The organism is Flavonifractor sp. HCP28S3_F3 (assembly GCF_052065355.1).
Lineage (GTDB): Bacteria > Bacillota > Clostridia > Oscillospirales > Oscillospiraceae > Flavonifractor.
The window spans coordinates 137,662-152,538 of sequence record NZ_JBQHUF010000006.1 but is presented as its reverse complement, the minus strand read 5'-3'; the positions used below and the strand labels follow the sequence as shown (position 1 = coordinate 152,538).

The 14,877-nt window shown below is 61.5% G+C and carries 13 protein-coding genes; 10 read left to right on the top strand and 3 right to left on the bottom strand.

Annotated features, from left to right (window positions below):
- Positions 1-71 precede the first annotated feature (71 nt).
- On the bottom strand, positions 72-908 hold the full coding sequence (locus ACTNB1_RS07935) for a DUF4358 domain-containing protein (protein WP_441168714.1): 837 nt from the start codon (positions 906-908) through the stop codon (positions 72-74).
- 147 nt (positions 909-1,055) lie between these two features.
- Here ACTNB1_RS07935 and ACTNB1_RS07930 point away from each other — a divergent pair, with 147 nt between their 5' ends.
- Positions 1,056-2,657, top strand: a complete 1,602-nt coding sequence (locus ACTNB1_RS07930) for a potassium/proton antiporter (RefSeq protein ID WP_441168713.1) — start codon at positions 1,056-1,058, stop codon at positions 2,655-2,657.
- On the opposite strand, the gene ybaK is transcribed toward ACTNB1_RS07930, so the two are convergent.
- Positions 2,658-3,134 carry a Cys-tRNA(Pro) deacylase gene (gene ybaK, locus ACTNB1_RS07925; RefSeq protein ID WP_441168712.1) on the bottom strand — a complete coding sequence of 159 codons (477 nt, stop codon included), beginning with the start codon at positions 3,132-3,134 and terminating at the stop codon, positions 2,658-2,660.
- Positions 3,135-3,196: 62 nt separating this feature from the next.
- On the opposite strand from ybaK, the gene ACTNB1_RS07920 reads away from it, so the two are divergent.
- Positions 3,197-4,237, top strand: coding sequence for a M42 family metallopeptidase (locus ACTNB1_RS07920; protein ID WP_441168711.1), 1,041 nt, complete (start codon positions 3,197-3,199; stop codon positions 4,235-4,237).
- A gap of 114 nt (positions 4,238-4,351) precedes the next feature.
- The gene (locus tag ACTNB1_RS07915) at positions 4,352-5,023 is read left to right on the top strand and encodes a hypothetical protein (protein WP_441168710.1); all 672 of its coding nucleotides are present in this window, start codon (positions 4,352-4,354) and stop codon (positions 5,021-5,023) included.
- 226 nt (positions 5,024-5,249) lie between these two features.
- Here the strand turns inward: ACTNB1_RS07915 and ACTNB1_RS07910 are convergent, their stop codons facing one another.
- A complete protein-coding gene (locus ACTNB1_RS07910; protein ID WP_087392269.1) occupies positions 5,250-5,675 on the bottom strand; it encodes a hypothetical protein in 426 nt (141 codons plus the stop codon).
- Positions 5,676-6,019: 344 nt separating this feature from the next.
- Between ACTNB1_RS07910 and recJ the strand changes: the two genes are divergently transcribed.
- From recJ to ACTNB1_RS07875, 7 genes are all read left to right on the top strand, one after another.
- Complete coding sequence (recJ, locus tag ACTNB1_RS07905; protein ID WP_441168709.1) at positions 6,020-8,086, top strand: single-stranded-DNA-specific exonuclease RecJ; 2,067 nt, start codon at positions 6,020-6,022, stop codon at positions 8,084-8,086.
- A 69-nt stretch (positions 8,087-8,155) separates the two neighbouring features.
- On the top strand, positions 8,156-10,381 hold the full coding sequence (locus ACTNB1_RS07900) for a RelA/SpoT family protein (RefSeq protein WP_441168708.1): 2,226 nt from the start codon (positions 8,156-8,158) through the stop codon (positions 10,379-10,381).
- 12 nt (positions 10,382-10,393) lie between these two features.
- Positions 10,394-10,603: a hypothetical protein gene (locus tag ACTNB1_RS07895; RefSeq protein ID WP_441168707.1), complete on the top strand. Its 210-nt coding sequence runs from the start codon at positions 10,394-10,396 to the stop codon at positions 10,601-10,603.
- A complete protein-coding gene (locus ACTNB1_RS07890; RefSeq protein WP_441168706.1) occupies positions 10,593-11,801 on the top strand; it encodes a carboxylate--amine ligase in 1,209 nt (402 codons plus the stop codon). The genes ACTNB1_RS07895 and ACTNB1_RS07890 overlap by 11 nt, the downstream gene beginning before the upstream one ends.
- Entirely contained in the window at positions 11,801-12,502 is a 702-nt protein-coding gene (locus ACTNB1_RS07885; protein ID WP_441168705.1) for an aspartate/glutamate racemase family protein, read from the top strand. Before ACTNB1_RS07890 ends, ACTNB1_RS07885 begins: the two co-directional genes overlap by 1 nt.
- A gap of 25 nt (positions 12,503-12,527) precedes the next feature.
- Positions 12,528-14,054 (top strand): Mur ligase family protein, encoded by a 1,527-nt coding sequence (locus ACTNB1_RS07880; RefSeq protein ID WP_441168704.1) that lies wholly within the window; start codon positions 12,528-12,530, stop codon positions 14,052-14,054.
- Positions 14,017-14,859 (top strand): epoxyqueuosine reductase, encoded by an 843-nt coding sequence (locus ACTNB1_RS07875; RefSeq protein ID WP_441168703.1) that lies wholly within the window; start codon positions 14,017-14,019, stop codon positions 14,857-14,859. The genes ACTNB1_RS07880 and ACTNB1_RS07875 overlap by 38 nt, the downstream gene beginning before the upstream one ends.
- Positions 14,860-14,877: the final 18 nt, after the last annotated feature.

The window sequence follows — 14,877 nt, the reverse complement described above, 5'->3', positions numbered from 1 at the left end:
CCCCCCCCCCCCCCCCGCCCCCCCCCCCCCCGCCCCCCCCCCCCCCGGTTCTCTTTCTTCCTTCCGGATGCTCAGGCCTGGGCGGCCACGAAATCCCGGAACATCTGCTCGGCCTCGTCGGCCTTCTCACCGATGAAGAAGAACACATAGCCATCCTCGATCACGGTGCGGGCATCCTGAACCTTGGGCAGGTGCTGAGCCAGGTACCAGGAGAAGGTGTCCTCCTGGCTCTGACGGTAAGCCTCCAGGGCATCGGTGACGACCTTCTCGTCAGCGCCGTCGGCCAGCTTGCCCACGATGATGGTGTCGGGGCTGGTGATCATGGGGAAGAACGCCACGATCTGCTCGAACTGGTCCACAGGGAACTGGTAAAACTCCACCAGCATGTCCTCGTCATACCGGCTCCCGAACATCTCGCTGTTGTCCATAATGGAGTAGGCCAGCTTGACCATGGGGTCGTTGTTGGGGGTGGTAATGGTGACGGAGTCATCCTCCACAGCCACGGTGAAGCCCTCCATGCCCTCCAGCACGGCAGCGGGGACATAGGTCACGCCGTCATGGACCTCAGCGGTGGTGTTCACCGCCACGTCGTTGACCAGGATGGTGTTGGCCTCAAACTGGACGGTGATCTTGTCGCCGCCGAAGTTGAACCAGCCCTCGTTGTTCTCCTGATCCCAGTAGGCGGAGCCGTGGTCAGCCTCAGCCACCAGGCGCAGGGGCAGCAGATCGTTCCGGCTGGCGGCGGGGATGCCGGTGGTATCCAGAGCCTCACCGTTCAGGGTGATGGCGGTGGCATAGGCGTTGGGGTTCTCCGAAATGAGCAGGGGCAGGTCCTCCGCGGCAAAGGCGGGAAGGGTCATGGCCCCGGCCAGGGTCAGGGCAAGAGCGGCAGTGCCGAGCTTTTTCATAGCAGGTCCTCCTTGTGTGGTTTCATTTGACAGTTCTATAGACGACAGGCAGATGAAAAAGTTCCCTGCCAGGAAAAAATGTTTTTCCCGGCAGGGCATTCATGATACAATAGAGTATATTTTTAAGAGAAAGGCGGCGATAACCCTGTGAACGGCGCACTTTTGCTCATCGGTTCGGTGATTTTGATTTGCATTTTAATGAATCGTTTTCTGGAAAAGCTGGCTGTGCCCTCCCTGCTGATCTTTCTGGCGCTGGGCATGTGCTTTGGAGAAAACGGCATTTTCCGCATCCCCTTTGACGATTACGCCGGAGTCAACCTGATCTGCTCGGTGTGTCTGATTTTCATCATGTTCTACGGCGGCTTCGGCACCAACCTCCAGGCCGCCCGGCCGGTGGTGGTGCAGTCGGCAGTGCTGTCCACCCTGGGGGTGGCGGGCACCGCCCTGGCCGTGGGCCTGTTTGCCTGGCTGGTGCTGGACCTGTCCTGGCTGGAGAGCCTGCTCATCGGCTCGGTGATCTCCTCTACCGACGCCGCCTCGGTGTTCAGTATCCTGCGCTCCAAGAAGCTGGCCTTAAAGCACCACACCGACTCCCTACTGGAGATGGAGTCGGGCTCCAACGACCCCATCTCCTACATGCTCACCACCGCCTGTCTGAGCCTGATGGCAGGGGAGGAGCTGTCCCTGCCTCTGCTGCTGGCCAGGCAGATGCTGCTGGGTGTGGGCGGCGGCCTGCTGATCGGCGCGGCGGCGGCCTGGCTGCTGCGGCAGGACCTGCTCCGCTCCCAGGAGAGCCGGACGGTGTTCCTCTTCGCCGTCATGCTGCTGGCCTACGCCCTCCCCGCCGCCTGCGGCGGCAACGGCTACCTGAGCGCCTACCTGTGCGGCATCTGGCTGGGCAACAGCAAGCTGGTGGAAAAGCGCTACCTGGTCCACTTTTTCGATGTGGTCACCCATGTGGCTCAAGTATTGATCTTTTTCCTGCTGGGCCTGCTGGTCACCCCGGTCCAGCTGCCTGCGGTGCTGCTGCCCGCCCTGGCCATTATGGCCTTTTTGACCCTGGTGGCCCGGCCTGCGGTGTGTACCCTGCTGCTGCTTCCCTTCCGCGCCCCCTGGGGACAGATCGGCATCACGGCATGGGCGGGACTGAGAGGCGCGGCCTCCATCGTGTTTGCCATCTCCGCCGTACTCAGCGGCATTGAGATGCGCTATGATCTGTTCAATCTGGTTTTCTGCATCGTGCTGCTGTCCATGGCCATCCAGGGCACTCTGCTGCCCCGGGTGGCAGGAAAGCTGTCCATGACCGACCGGGGCGCCGACGTGGGCAAGACCTTCAACGACTATCAGGAGGAGAGCGACATCGACTTCGTGGAGGTCCGTCTGGGGGCAGGCCATCCCTGGTGTGGCCAGACCATCAGCGCCCTGGACCTGCCGGGAGAGCTGCTGGTGGCCATGGTGGACCGGGAGGGCTCCGGCATCGTACCACGGGGCCACACCCAGCTTCAGGAGGGGGACCGGCTGGTGCTGGCCGCCCGGGCCTATGAAGAGCGGGAGCACCTGTCCCTGCGGGAGGTGGCGGTGGACCGGAGCCACAAGTGGGTCAACCAGCCCGTGGGCAAGCTGCCCAACACAAAGCCCCGCCTGATCATTCTGATCAGACGGGGCCTGGAGACCATCATCCCCACCGGAGGCACGGTCATCCGCCCGGGAGATATCCTGGTGGTGGCTGAGCCGGAGGAGGACGGCTGATTACTTGCTTACCGGCGCGAAGGCTCCCCGCACCAGGGCGGCCAGATCACCGGGAGCTACCTCCACCTGGCAGCCGATCTTTCCGGCACTCACTGTAATGGTGGGCTGGTTTTCCACACTCTGGTCAAAAACGGTGGGAAACTGCTTCTTCATCCCCACCGGGGAGCAGCCTCCGTGAACATAACCGGTGAGGGGAAGCAGCTGGGCCTGTTTGATCATCTCAATGGACTTCTCCCGTACCGCCTTGGCGGCGGCCTTCAGGTCCAGCTCGGTCAGCACCGGGATGACGAATACATAATATTTCTTGCTGGCTCCCTGGGTCACCAGGGTCTTGCACACCGCCGCCGGGTCCTTGCCCAGCATGGCGGCCACACTGGCCCCGTCCACCGCTCCGTCGGGGTGGGCGTACCAGTGGGGGGTGTAGGCCACCTTCTTCTGATCCAGCAGGCGCATGACGTTGGTCTTTTCTTCCGACATGGTTGCATCTCTCCTGTGGTTTGGTATAAAATCAGTTTACTACAATAGAGGAGACGATGCAAATGCTGGATACCCAAAACTGCCGGGAGCTTCTGATGGACACCGCCAAACGGCTGCTCACCATCGACAGTCCCAGCGGCTTTACTCATAAAGTGGTGGATGAGGCGGAGCGCATCGCCCGGGACGCGGGCTGCGCCGTCCGCCGCACCAACAAGGGCAATCTCATCGTGTCGCTGCCCGGCCGGGAAATCGGCAAGCAGGTGGGCCTGTGCGCCCATATCGACACCCTGGGTCTGATGGTACGCTCCATCACCGCCGACGGCATGCTGATGATCACCAAGGTAGGCGGTCCCATCCTGCCCACCCTGGACGGGGAGTACTGCAAGATCTACACCCGTGACGGTCGGGTGTACACCGGCACCATCCTGTCCCTGTCCCCCGCCGCCCACGTCTTTGACGACGCCTCCACCCGTCCCCGGGAGGAGAAGGACCTGGCGGTGCGCATCGACGAGAAAGTGAAAAGCAAGGCCGACGTGGAGGCTCTGGGCATCTCCGCCGGGGACTATGTGTGCTTTGACCCCAAGACTACTGTTACTGACAGCGGTTTCCTCAAGTCCCGCTTCATCGACGACAAGGGCAGCGCCGCCTGCCTGCTCACCCTGCTGACCCTGATGAAGGAGCAGGGCCTCACCCCCCGGTACGACACCCAGGTGTGCTTCACCGTCCATGAGGAGGTGGGCCACGGCGGGGCCACCCTGCCCGCAGTGGACGAGCTGTTGGCGGTGGACATGGGCTGCGTTGGGGACGACCTGAGCTGCACCGAATATCAGGTGTCTATCTGCGCCAAAGACAGCGCCGGTCCCTACGACTACGACATGGTGACCCGGCTGATCGAGCTGGCCAAATCCAACGGAGTGGATTACGCTGTGGATATCTACCCCCATTACAGCTCCGACGTGTCGGTGGCCTGGAAAACCGGTATGGACGCTAAGGGCGCTCTCATCGGTCCCGGTGTCCATGCCTCCCACGGCATGGAACGCACCCATTTCGATGGGATGAAGGCCACCATTGACCTGATCGGTCTGTACCTGGAGCTGGCCTGAGTCAGGTGCGTCCGCTCCTCTCCCTGCCCAGTGGCAGGGTCTCACAGATCGAAAGAAGGTTAACATGTCTGCGACAAGAAAACGATATTTTTCCGGCTGGCAGGGCGCTGTCTGGTGTTCGTCCTGTGCGTGCTGCTCTATCTGGTCCGGCCGGACACCTTCCAGGTGCTGAACGGGCTGGAGTTTTTCCGACAGTTCTCTCCCCTCCACCTGCTGTGGCTCATTTGGGTCATTGATATGGTGCTCCAGGTGGTCCCCATTCGGAACAAGGTGCCGCTGGGCTCCCAAAAGCTGTTTGCCAACCGGTTCCGGCCCATCCGGGAGAAGATCAACTACGTGGCCCTGCGGCAGTACATCGTAACTACCGCCAAGGCAGCCTACAAGGTCTTCCTTCTCTGGTGCGGATTGATCGCCGGGATAGGGGCGCTGTATTACTCCGGCGTGCTGGACCGGGCGAACCTGTTCATGATCTCGGTGCTGTTTTATGTCTGCGACCTGATCTGCGTGCTGATCTGGTGCCCCTTCCGGCTGATCATGAAAAACCGCTGCTGCACCACCTGCCGGATCTTTAACTGGGACCATCTGATGATGTTCTCGCCCCTGATCTTTCTGGACGGCTTTTTTACCCGCTCGCTGGTATTCCTGGCGGCTGTGGCATGGCTGGTGTGGGAGCTGTGCGTGATGATGTATCCGGAGCGGTTCTGGGAACACTCCAACGCGGCGCTGCTCTGCTCCGAGTGCACCGACAAGCTGTGCACCCAATACTGCCGCAAGCTGCTGAATTGATTCCAAAACCGTCCGCCCCGGACCCGGGACGGACGGTTTTTTGCTCCCTTTTTAAGGAAAGTAGTGATATCAAGGAAAATTGAAATATTCCGTCATTTTAACTAAATATCACCTGTAGACATATTGGAAAGGGCAGCCACTTTCTGACATAAAAACAGCTGCCCTAGTTGATGATATTCAATTATTTAATTTGGTGGTCAATCACCCAATAAATGGGAAGTTGCTGTTAGCCTATTCCCATGCTAAAACTTTCGGGATATTGTCCCATTACCTGCTCAAAAAATTCTATATCCGCATCGGCTATTATATCTATTACCATCTCTGTCCCGTAATGCTCGCTCCAGATATCGCATAAATTATTTGCCACATGAATTGTAAAATATTTTGTCATTTTGTTATACATGCTTCTATCGGTAGGTTCTTCTGTCAGCAATTTTTCAAGCATCTCTTTTGTTACCATTCCCTTAATGGATACTTCATATTTATCATCAATGGCGGTACCATATAAAGAAGCTTCCCGAATCTCGGCAGTTTCTTCTCTCCAACAGCGAATTTCAAATGTATCTCCGACTCTTATAAAATGTTCCATTATCTTTTTCCACCATTGTGATGAAATAGAATTATCTATCATTTGAACACCAAATTGCCTCATAAAATGCCCCCTCCACTTCCGATGTCGCTCTGGCAATATAATTTTGAGAAAATTATACCATGGAGCTACAAACAAAGCCATGTCATTTCGGCCTGCCAGTATGGCTTTTTTTTGATAGACCGTAATATTATGTTCCCGCCATAAAATTTTTTCATTTTAACTTATCATATCTATATGCTACCTACAAGGCCAGCGCCTTAGCCATCCGTGTTTCGTGAAACCGACGGAGTTTAAGCCATCACTACTTATCTTGAAAAGGGACGTTTTTTGCCGCCTCTTGTCACACAGGTCGATATTTGATATAATAAAGGGTAATTTTGAGCGTAGAAGGGTGGTGCAGCCCAATGAAATACAAACAGTGGCACCGGGCTGCCTGCCCGCCCGGCGGCAGACGGGCTATGGAAGCGGCGGGTATCCCGCCTCTGGCGGCCATGGTGCTGTGCGCCCGGGGGCTGGACACCCCGGAGAAGGCGGCCGCCTTCCTGGACTCCAGCCTGGGCCAGCTCCGGGACCCGCTGCTGATGAAAGATATGGACAAAGCCGCCGCCCGGGTAGCCCGGGCCCTGGAGGCAGGGGAGACCATCGCGGTCTACGGCGACTATGATGTGGACGGCATCACCTCCACCTGTCTGCTCACCGATTTCCTGCGGAGTGAGGGAGGGCAGGTCATCCCCTACATCCCTGACCGGATGGAGGAGGGCTACGGCCTGAACACCGACGCCTTGGACACCCTCCAGCGGGAGGGGGTCAGCCTGGTGGTGACGGTGGACTGCGGCATCACCGCCGTGGAGGAGGCCGACCACGCCCGGGCGCTGGGGGTGGATCTGGTGATCACCGACCACCACGAGTGCAAGTCCCGGCTGCCCCAGGCGGAGGCAGTGGTGGACCCCCATCGCTCCGACTGCCCCTACCCCTTCAAATGTCTGGCAGGGGTGGGCGTGGCTCTGAAGCTGGTGCTGGCCCTGGGTGGACCCGCCCGGCAGCGGGAGCTGCTGGAGCGGTACGCCGACCTGGCCGCTGTGGGTACGGTGGCCGATGTCATGAGTCTCACCGGAGAGAACCGCACCATTGTGCGTCTGGGTCTGGAGGGACTGCGCCGCACCAGGCGGCCCGGTCTGAAGGCCCTGCTGCGGGAGGCCGGTCTGGAGGAGCGGCCCCTCACCTCCGGCACCATCGGATATACCCTGGCTCCCCGGATCAACGCCTCCGGCCGGATGGGCCGGGCCGCTCTGGCGGGGGAGCTGCTCCTCACCGACAGTCCCGCCCGGGGCGAGGAGCTGGCGGCGGAGCTGTGCCAGCTCAACCGGGACCGCCAGGCCATCGAGGCGGAGATCTATGAGGAATGTGAGGCCCTGGCCCAGGCTCTGCCCCAGCAGCAGCGGTATGCGCTGGTGCTGGCCGGGGAACACTGGCATCAGGGAGTGGTCGGTATTGTGGCCTCCCGCCTGGCCGACAAGTACTCCTGCCCCGCCTTTATGATCTGCCTCCAGGACGGCAAAGGCAAGGGCTCCTGCCGGTCCTTTGCCGGGTTCAACCTGTTCGCCGCGCTGGAGCACTGTGCTCCCCTGCTGGAGGGCTTCGGCGGCCATGAGCTGGCGGCGGGCTTCACCATCCGGGAGGAGAACATACCCGCCTTTGCCCAGGCCATGAATGACTACGTCCGGGCCGCTACCGGCGGGGAAGAGATGGTGTCCGTGCTGGACATCGACGCCGAGGTGGAGGACCCCGGCCTGCTCACCCTGGAGGGAGCGGAGAGTCTGGACCTGCTGGAACCCTACGGCGCAGGCAATCCCAAGCCGGTGTTCTCCCTGTCGGGCTGCCTGATCACCGCCCTCAGCGAGGTGGGAGGCGGCCGGCACCTGAAGCTGAAGCTGGCCGCAGGCGGGCGTTCCTTCGATGCCATTTTCTTTTCTGCCACCGCCGCCCAGGCGGCCGTGGCCGTGGGGGACCGGGTGGACGTGGCCTTTACCCCACAAGTCAACGAATACCGGGGCTGGCGCACCGTGCAGCTGCAGGTGTGCGACCTGCGCCCCGCTCTGACCCGCGCCCAGGCGGAGCGGGCATTATATGAAAAATTCCGCCGGGGTGAGGCCCTCACCCCCGGGGAGGCGGAGGCCCTGCTGCCCAGCCGGGAGGAATTCGTGGTGCTGTGGCGCTATCTGAAGGGCCACGCCCACCCCGCCCCTCTGGAGGAGACCGCTCCCCGGCTGGCCCGGAGCATCGCCCGCTCGGCCGGACGGCGGGAGACCGTCATGCGCACCCTGGTGTGCCTGGAGGTTTTTGACGAGCGCGGGCTCATCCGGCTGGAGCGCACCACCGACCACCTGCACATCGCCCTCCAGGCGGTAGAGGGCAAGGTGGATCTGGAGGACTCCTGGATCCTCCGCCGCCTGCGGGAGATGCGGGGATAATCCGGGATCCCCGCCGAAGCCTGACGGCGCGAAGGATATGAAGATTGCAACGACGAAGGAGGTGCCTGTATGGACCCCATTCTGGAGCGGTATCAGGCGCTGGAAGATAAGATCAAGAGCTATAACCCGTCTCTGGACACCCAGCGGCTGTTCAACGCCTTTACGTTTGCCGACAATGCCCACTCCGGGCAGCTGCGCAAGGACGGTTCCCCCTACATCACCCACCCTCTGGCGGTGGCGGAGATCGTGGCGGAGCTGGAGCTGGACACCGATTCCATCATCGCCGCCCTGCTCCACGACTGCATTGAGGATACCGGCGTCACCCATGAGGAGATTGCCAAGCTCTTCGGCGCCACGGTAGCCGATCTGGTAGAGGGCGTCACCAAGCTGACCCGGGTGCAGTATACCTCCAAGGAAGAGGAGCAGATGGAGAACCTGCGGAAGATGCTCATGGCTATGGCCAAGGACATCCGGGTGATCCTCATCAAGATCTGTGACCGGCTGCACAACATGCGCACCATGGAGTACCAGTCTCCCAAGAAGCAGAAGGAGAAGGCCCTGGAGACCATGGAGATCTACGCTCCCATCGCCCACCGCTTAGGCATGCAGCGCATCAAGTGGGAGCTGGAGGACACCTCCCTGCGCTACCTGGACCCGGTGGGGTACAAGGAGATCGCAGACGAGCTGGCCGCCCGCTCCTCCGCCCATGAGGAGTTCATGGCCTCGGTGCAGAAGCGCATCCAGGACCGGCTGGACGCCGAGGGCATTCGCTGCACCATCTACGGCCGGGTGAAGCACGCCTACTCCATCTACCGCAAGATGTACGCCCAGAACAAGACCATGGATGAGATCTTTGATCTCTACGCCTTCCGGGTCATCGTGGACGACATCCCGGAGTGCTACAACGTGCTGGGCGTGATGCACGACCTGTTCAAGCCGGTGCTGGGCCGGTTCAAGGACTATATCGGCACCCCCAAGCCCAACGGCTATCAGTCCCTCCACACCACCGTGTTTGGCCGGGAGGGCATCCCCTTCGAGGTGCAGATCCGCACCTGGGACATGCACCACACGGCGGAATACGGCATCGCCGCCCACTGGAAGTACAAGCAGGGTATGGCCAACACCAAGCTGGGCACGGAGGCCGCCTTCGAGTGGGTGCGCAAGCTGCTGGAGAGCCAGCAGGACGTGGACGCCGAGGAGTTTGTCCGCACCATGCGGGTGGATCTGTTCTCCGACGAGGTGTTCGTGTTCACCCCCCGGGGCGACGTCATCAACCTGCCCGCCGGAGCCACGCCCATCGACTTTGCCTACAACATCCACTCCGCCGTTGGCAACCACATGACGGGAGCCAAGGTCAACGGCCGGATGGTTACCTTTGACACCCAGCTGAAAAACGGCGACATCGTGGAGGTCATTACCTCCAAGTCGGCCCACGGCCCCAGCCGTGACTGGATGAAGATCTGTAAATCCAACGAGGCCCGCAACAAGATCCGCCAGTGGTTCAAGAAGGAGCGGCGGGAGGAGAACATCGCCACCGGCCGTTCCTCCTTCGAGTCGGAGCTCAAGCACATGGGACTGTCCCTGGCGGCTATCACCGCCGAAGACGTGCTCCCCTTCGTGCTCAAGAAGGTGCGCTTCGGCACCCTGGACGAGCTGTACGCCGCCATCGGCTACGGCGGCATGTCGGCCCAGAAGGCGGTGGTGCGGGTAAAGGACGAGCTGACCCGGCTCAACCGCCTCCACGCTGAGCAGACGGCGGCGGAGAAGGAGGCCGCGGAGGCCATCCATCCCGCCACCGGCAATCCGCCCCCCGTGCCCGTCAAGACCGGCAAGCACGATCAGAGCGGCATCATCGTGGAGGGCATCGACAACTGCCTGGTGAAGTTCGCCAAGTGCTGTACTCCCGTCCCCGGAGATCCGGTGGTAGGCTTCATCACCCGCGGCTTCGGCGTGTCCGTCCACCGCTCCGACTGCCCCAACGCCGCCCCCGAGCGGCGCAAGCCGGAGGAGGAGGGCCGCTGGATCCACGTCCACTGGGCGGAGGGCGAGCTGTCCTCCTACCAGACCAGCCTGGAGATTGCCGCCAAGGACCGGGACGGCCTGACCCTGGACGTGGCCATGGCTTTGTCCTCTGCCAAGGTCAAGACCACCAGTTTGTCCGCCCGTTCCATGCCCGACGGCTACGCCACAGTCAATATCGTGCTGGAGGTCAAGAACCAGAGCGAGCTTACCGCCGTCATCAACAAGCTGGGCCAGATCCAGGGAGTCTATCAGGTCAAGCGTGCCGCAGGATAAAGGAGAGACGTTATGACCAACCAAACCAATACCACCGATCCCGGCTTGGACGAGCTGGTGTCCCAGTGCTTCCGGGGCGGTGAGCTGCTCCTGCGGGAGCTGCGGCTCACCCCGGAACAGGCCCGCCGTCTGGCGGCGGACTACCCGGCCCGGGTAGAACCCCTGGGCCAGGATTGGTATGAGATCAGTTTTCAGGAGGCGCAATATTTTTATGTCAACTGAGTTTGTGCCGGTGCTGCTGGGCGCGGATATCAACGCCTACAGCATGGCCCGGGCCTTCCATGAGGCCTATGGGGTGAAGAGCATCGTCTTCGGCATGTTCGCCGCCAGCGTGTGCGCCGGCAGCAAAATCATCGACTACCGCATCCGGCAGGACAACGACACCGTGGACCAGGTGCTGAAAAACGTCACCGAGGTAGCCCAGGAGCATCCGGACAAGAAGATCCTGGTGCTGGGCTGCGGGGACAACTACCTCAACGCCATCTCCGCCAACCTGCCCCATTACCCGGCCAATGTCATCGCCCCCTATGTGGACCTGGCCACCCTGGAGGGGCTCATCCACAAGGAGAAATTTTACGACCTGTGCGACAAATACGGCATCGATCACCCTGCCACCGTGGTGTACCATAAGGGTATGGGCCACGATTTTACCCTGCCCTTCGACGGCCCCTTTGTGGTCAAGCCTGCCGAGTCGGACACCTACTGGAAGCACCCCTTCCCCACCCAGAAGAAGGCCTACGTCCTCCAGACCCGGGAAGAGGTGGACCAGGTCATCGACGACATTTACAACGCCGGGTACGAGGACTCCCTGATCCTCCAGGACTTTATTCCCGGTGACGACAGCTACATGCGGGTGGTGACCAACTACTCCGGCGCCGACGGCAAGGTGCGGCTCATGTGTGTGGGCCACGTCCTGCTGGAGGAGCACACCGGCCACGCCATCGGCAACCACGCCGTCATCATCACCGAGCCCGAGCCCGAGCTGTGTGAGAAGCTGAAAAACTTCCTGGAGGCCATCCACTTCACCGGCTTCTCCAACTTCGACATCAAGTACGACCAGCGGGACGGCAAGTTCAAGGCCTTTGAGATCAACTGCCGCCAGGGCCGGAGCAACTACTATGTCACCGGCGCGGGCTACAACCTGGCCAAGTACCTGGTGGAGGACCGGATTGAGGGCAAGAGCTGCGAGCTGACCATTACCAAGAACCGCCATCTGTGGTGGGTCATCCCTCCCAAGGTGGCATATGATTATGTCAACCCCAAGTACCACGAGGAAATGAAGGCCCTCCAGGCCCACAACGCCGTGGTCAACCCCCTGTTCTACAACAAGGACAACGGCTTCATCCACAAGCTGCGCATCCTGAAGGGTCAGCGCCGCTATGTGGGCTGGTACGCCTCCTGCATGGAAAAGGTGAGATAATGGAACAACGCCTTGGCATTCTGGGCGGCATGGGACCCCAGGCTACTCAGGACTTTTACCAGCGGGTGCTGGACCGCACCGACGCCTCCTGCGATCAGGAGCATCTGCCCACCCTGATCTGGAGCGATACCGCCATTCCCGACCGCACCGCCGCCATTCTGGGCGGCGACACGGAGGGCTGCTACCAGCGGCTGCTGGAGGGAGCCAAGCTGCTGGAGCGGGGTGGGTGCACGGTGCTGGCTATCCCCTGCAACACCTCCCACTACTTTGCCGACCGGCTTCAGAGCGAGCTGTCCCTCACCCTCATCCACATGCCCCGGGAAACCGTAGGCGTGCTGGCGGAGGAGGGCAAGAAAAAGGTGGGTATTCTGGGCACCGACGGCACCATCTGCGCCGGTGTGTACCAGAAGGAGTGCGACGCCCGGGGCATCGAGGCCCTGTCCCCGCCGGAGCATATTCAGAAGCTGGTTATGAGTATCATTTACGACGAGATCAAGCGGGGCGAGACCGGTTCCCGGGAGAAATTCGCCGTGATCGACCGCTGGCTCCGCCAGGCTGGGTGCGACAGCGCCATCCTGGGCTGCACGGAGCTGTCCGTCTACCGCACCTACCACGGCCTGCCGGATTACTATCTGGACGCCATGGACGTGCTGGCCCAGCGGTGTATCACTGCCTGCGGCTACAAGCTGCGGATGGTGTAAGATTTTCACATGGTGGTGAACTGAAATGAGCAATACGCGCCTGCCCTTGGGCGACTATGTGCAGCTGCTGCTGCGCCATGACCTGCTGGCCGACAAGGGACCCGTCCCCGCCGACCTGACCGCTCCCGTGGCCCTGGTGTCCTGTGACTCCCAGGTGGTCATTCCCCACACCCTTTTTGTGTGCAAGGGAGCCAAATTCAAGGAGGATTACCTCCGCCAGGCTATGGACAGCGGGGCCTTTGTGTACGTCAGCGAGAAACCCTACCCCAACATTCCCCTGCCCTGCCTGCGGGTCACCGACATCCGGCAGGCCATGGGCCTGCTGGCCGACTTTGCCTACGGCCACCCCTCTGGGAAGCTGACCATCACCGGCCTTACCGGCACCAAGGGCAAGACCACCACGGCCTACTATATCAAGTCCATCGTGGACACCTGGCTGGCCTCCCAGGGCCACCGGGAGAGCGCCCTGCTGTCCACCATCGTCACCGATGACGGCCTGGAGCGCAAGACCGCTAAGCTCACCACCCCTGAGCCCCTGGATCTCCAGCGCCACCTGTCCAACGCCGTCACCGCCGGAGCGGACTATCTCACCATGGAGGTGTCCTCCCAGGCCCTGAAGTACGGCCGGGTCATCGGCGTGGATCTGAGCTGCGCCGTGTTCCTCAACATCGGCGAGGATCACATCTCCCCGGTGGAGCACCCCGATCTGGAGGACTATCTCCGCTCCAAGCTGCTCATTTTCCGTCAGGCGAAAAACGCCTGTATTTCCATGGACTGCGATCACGCCGCTGAGGTGGCCGCTGCCGCCGCCCGCTGCGAGCGGGTGCTCACCTTCTCCCAAAAACACCCTGAGGCCGACGTGTACGGCACCAATGTGCGCAAGGAGGGGAACCAGATCGCCTTCCACGTCCGCACCCCCCGGTACGAAGGGGAGCTGGCCATTTCCACCCCCGGCCTGTTCAATGTGGAAAACGCCCTTGCCGCCGTCACCGTGGCGGAGGCCTACGGCATCCCCTATGAGGCTGTGCGGGAAGGTCTGCTGAAGGCATTTGTCCCCGGCCGCATGGAGCACTACACCAGCGCCGACGGGCAGATCTCCGTCATCGTGGACTACTCCCACAACGGTATGAGCCTGCAGAATGCCCTGCGGTCCGTGCGCACCGAGTATCCCGACCGCCAGCTGACTGTCCTCTTCGGCTGCACCGGCGGCAAGGGCATTGACCGCCGGGAGGGCATGGGAAATGCCGCAGGCGAGTTTGCCCACCGGATCATCCTCACCGAGGATGACCCCGGCCCTGAAGAGGTGGAGGACATCTGCGCCGACATCGGGGTGTTCCTCAAAAAGTGGAACAAGGACTATACCGTTATCCCCAACCGGGAGCAGGCGGTAGAAACTGCCATTTTGGAGGCCTCCCGTCCCGCCGTGGTGCTGCTGGCCGGCAAGGGATGCGAGGTCTACCAGAAGCGGAAAAACGGTCCTGAGCCCTGCATCCCGGACGGGGTGCTGGCGCAGCATGCCCTGGAAAAGTATGATCGTAAACAGTCTCAATGAGGCTTTTGCCGCCGCAGGCGCCGCCGCCTGGGGCGGCTTGCCGTTTTCAGAACTGGCGGCTGACATGACGGCTGAGTCCGTGCAGAAGGCGGAGGAGCTGTGTCCCACCCCCAAGACCGTGCTGGTGGCCGCCTTTCCCTACTACGCCGGGGAACGGGAAGGCAACCTATCTCTCTACGCCCGGGGACTGGATTATCACACCGTGGTCACCGGCAGATTGAATACTATTTGTAATTTTCTTTCTGAAAAATACGAAAATAGCCGTTTTCTGCCTGGCGCCGACAACTCACCCCTGCCTGAGCGGCAGGCCGCCTGGCGGTGCGGGGTGGGTCTGCGGGGGAAAAACGGGTTGGTAATCGTACCCCCTTACGGCTCTTATGTGTTCTTGGGCACCATCCTCACCGACGCAGAGCTGGACCTGCCTGAACATACCCCCGCGCCCGACTGCATCGGCTGCGGCAAATGCCTGTCCGCCTGCCCCGGGGGCGCGCTGGGAGAAAGGGGCGTGGAGGTGAGCCGCTGCCTGTCGGAACTGACCCAGAAGAAAGGGGCGCTGACGGCGGAGGAGGCGTCTCTGCTGAAGGCACACCCCCTGATCTGGGGGTGCGACCGCTGCCAGCAGGTCTGTCCCTACAATTCCGCTCCCGCCCTGTCCCCCCTGCCGGAATTCCGGGAGGGCCTGGTGGACAGCCTGGCCCCCGCCGACCTGGAAGGGCTGACTAACCGCACGTTCCGAGCGAAGTACGGCGACCGTTCCTTTGCCTGGCGGGGCCCCGCACCCCTCCGCCGCAACCTGGAGCTGTAGGCTCAAAACGGGTGATTT

Bases quoted from the DNA above. Each gene is read 5' to 3' on its own strand.
- ACTNB1_RS07900 (WP_441168708.1), top strand. From the start codon at position 8,156: ATGGACCCCATTCTGGAGCGGTATCAGGCGCTGGAAGATAAGATCAAG.
- ACTNB1_RS07935 (WP_441168714.1), bottom strand. From the start codon at position 908: ATGAAAAAGCTCGGCACTGCCGCTCTTGCCCTGACCCTGGCCGGGGCC.
- ACTNB1_RS07890 (WP_441168706.1), top strand. From the start codon at position 10,593: ATGTCAACTGAGTTTGTGCCGGTGCTGCTGGGCGCGGATATCAACGCC.
- ybaK (WP_441168712.1), bottom strand. From the start codon at position 3,134: ATGTCGGAAGAAAAGACCAACGTCATGCGCCTGCTGGATCAGAAGAAG.
- recJ (WP_441168709.1), top strand. From the start codon at position 6,020: ATGAAATACAAACAGTGGCACCGGGCTGCCTGCCCGCCCGGCGGCAGA.
- ACTNB1_RS07885 (WP_441168705.1), top strand. From the start codon at position 11,801: ATGGAACAACGCCTTGGCATTCTGGGCGGCATGGGACCCCAGGCTACT.
- ACTNB1_RS07895 (WP_441168707.1), top strand. From the start codon at position 10,394: ATGACCAACCAAACCAATACCACCGATCCCGGCTTGGACGAGCTGGTG.
- ACTNB1_RS07875 (WP_441168703.1), top strand. From the start codon at position 14,017: ATGCCCTGGAAAAGTATGATCGTAAACAGTCTCAATGAGGCTTTTGCC.
- ACTNB1_RS07880 (WP_441168704.1), top strand. From the start codon at position 12,528: ATGAGCAATACGCGCCTGCCCTTGGGCGACTATGTGCAGCTGCTGCTG.
- ACTNB1_RS07920 (WP_441168711.1), top strand. From the start codon at position 3,197: ATGCTGGATACCCAAAACTGCCGGGAGCTTCTGATGGACACCGCCAAA.
- ACTNB1_RS07910 (WP_087392269.1), bottom strand. From the start codon at position 5,675: ATGAGGCAATTTGGTGTTCAAATGATAGATAATTCTATTTCATCACAA.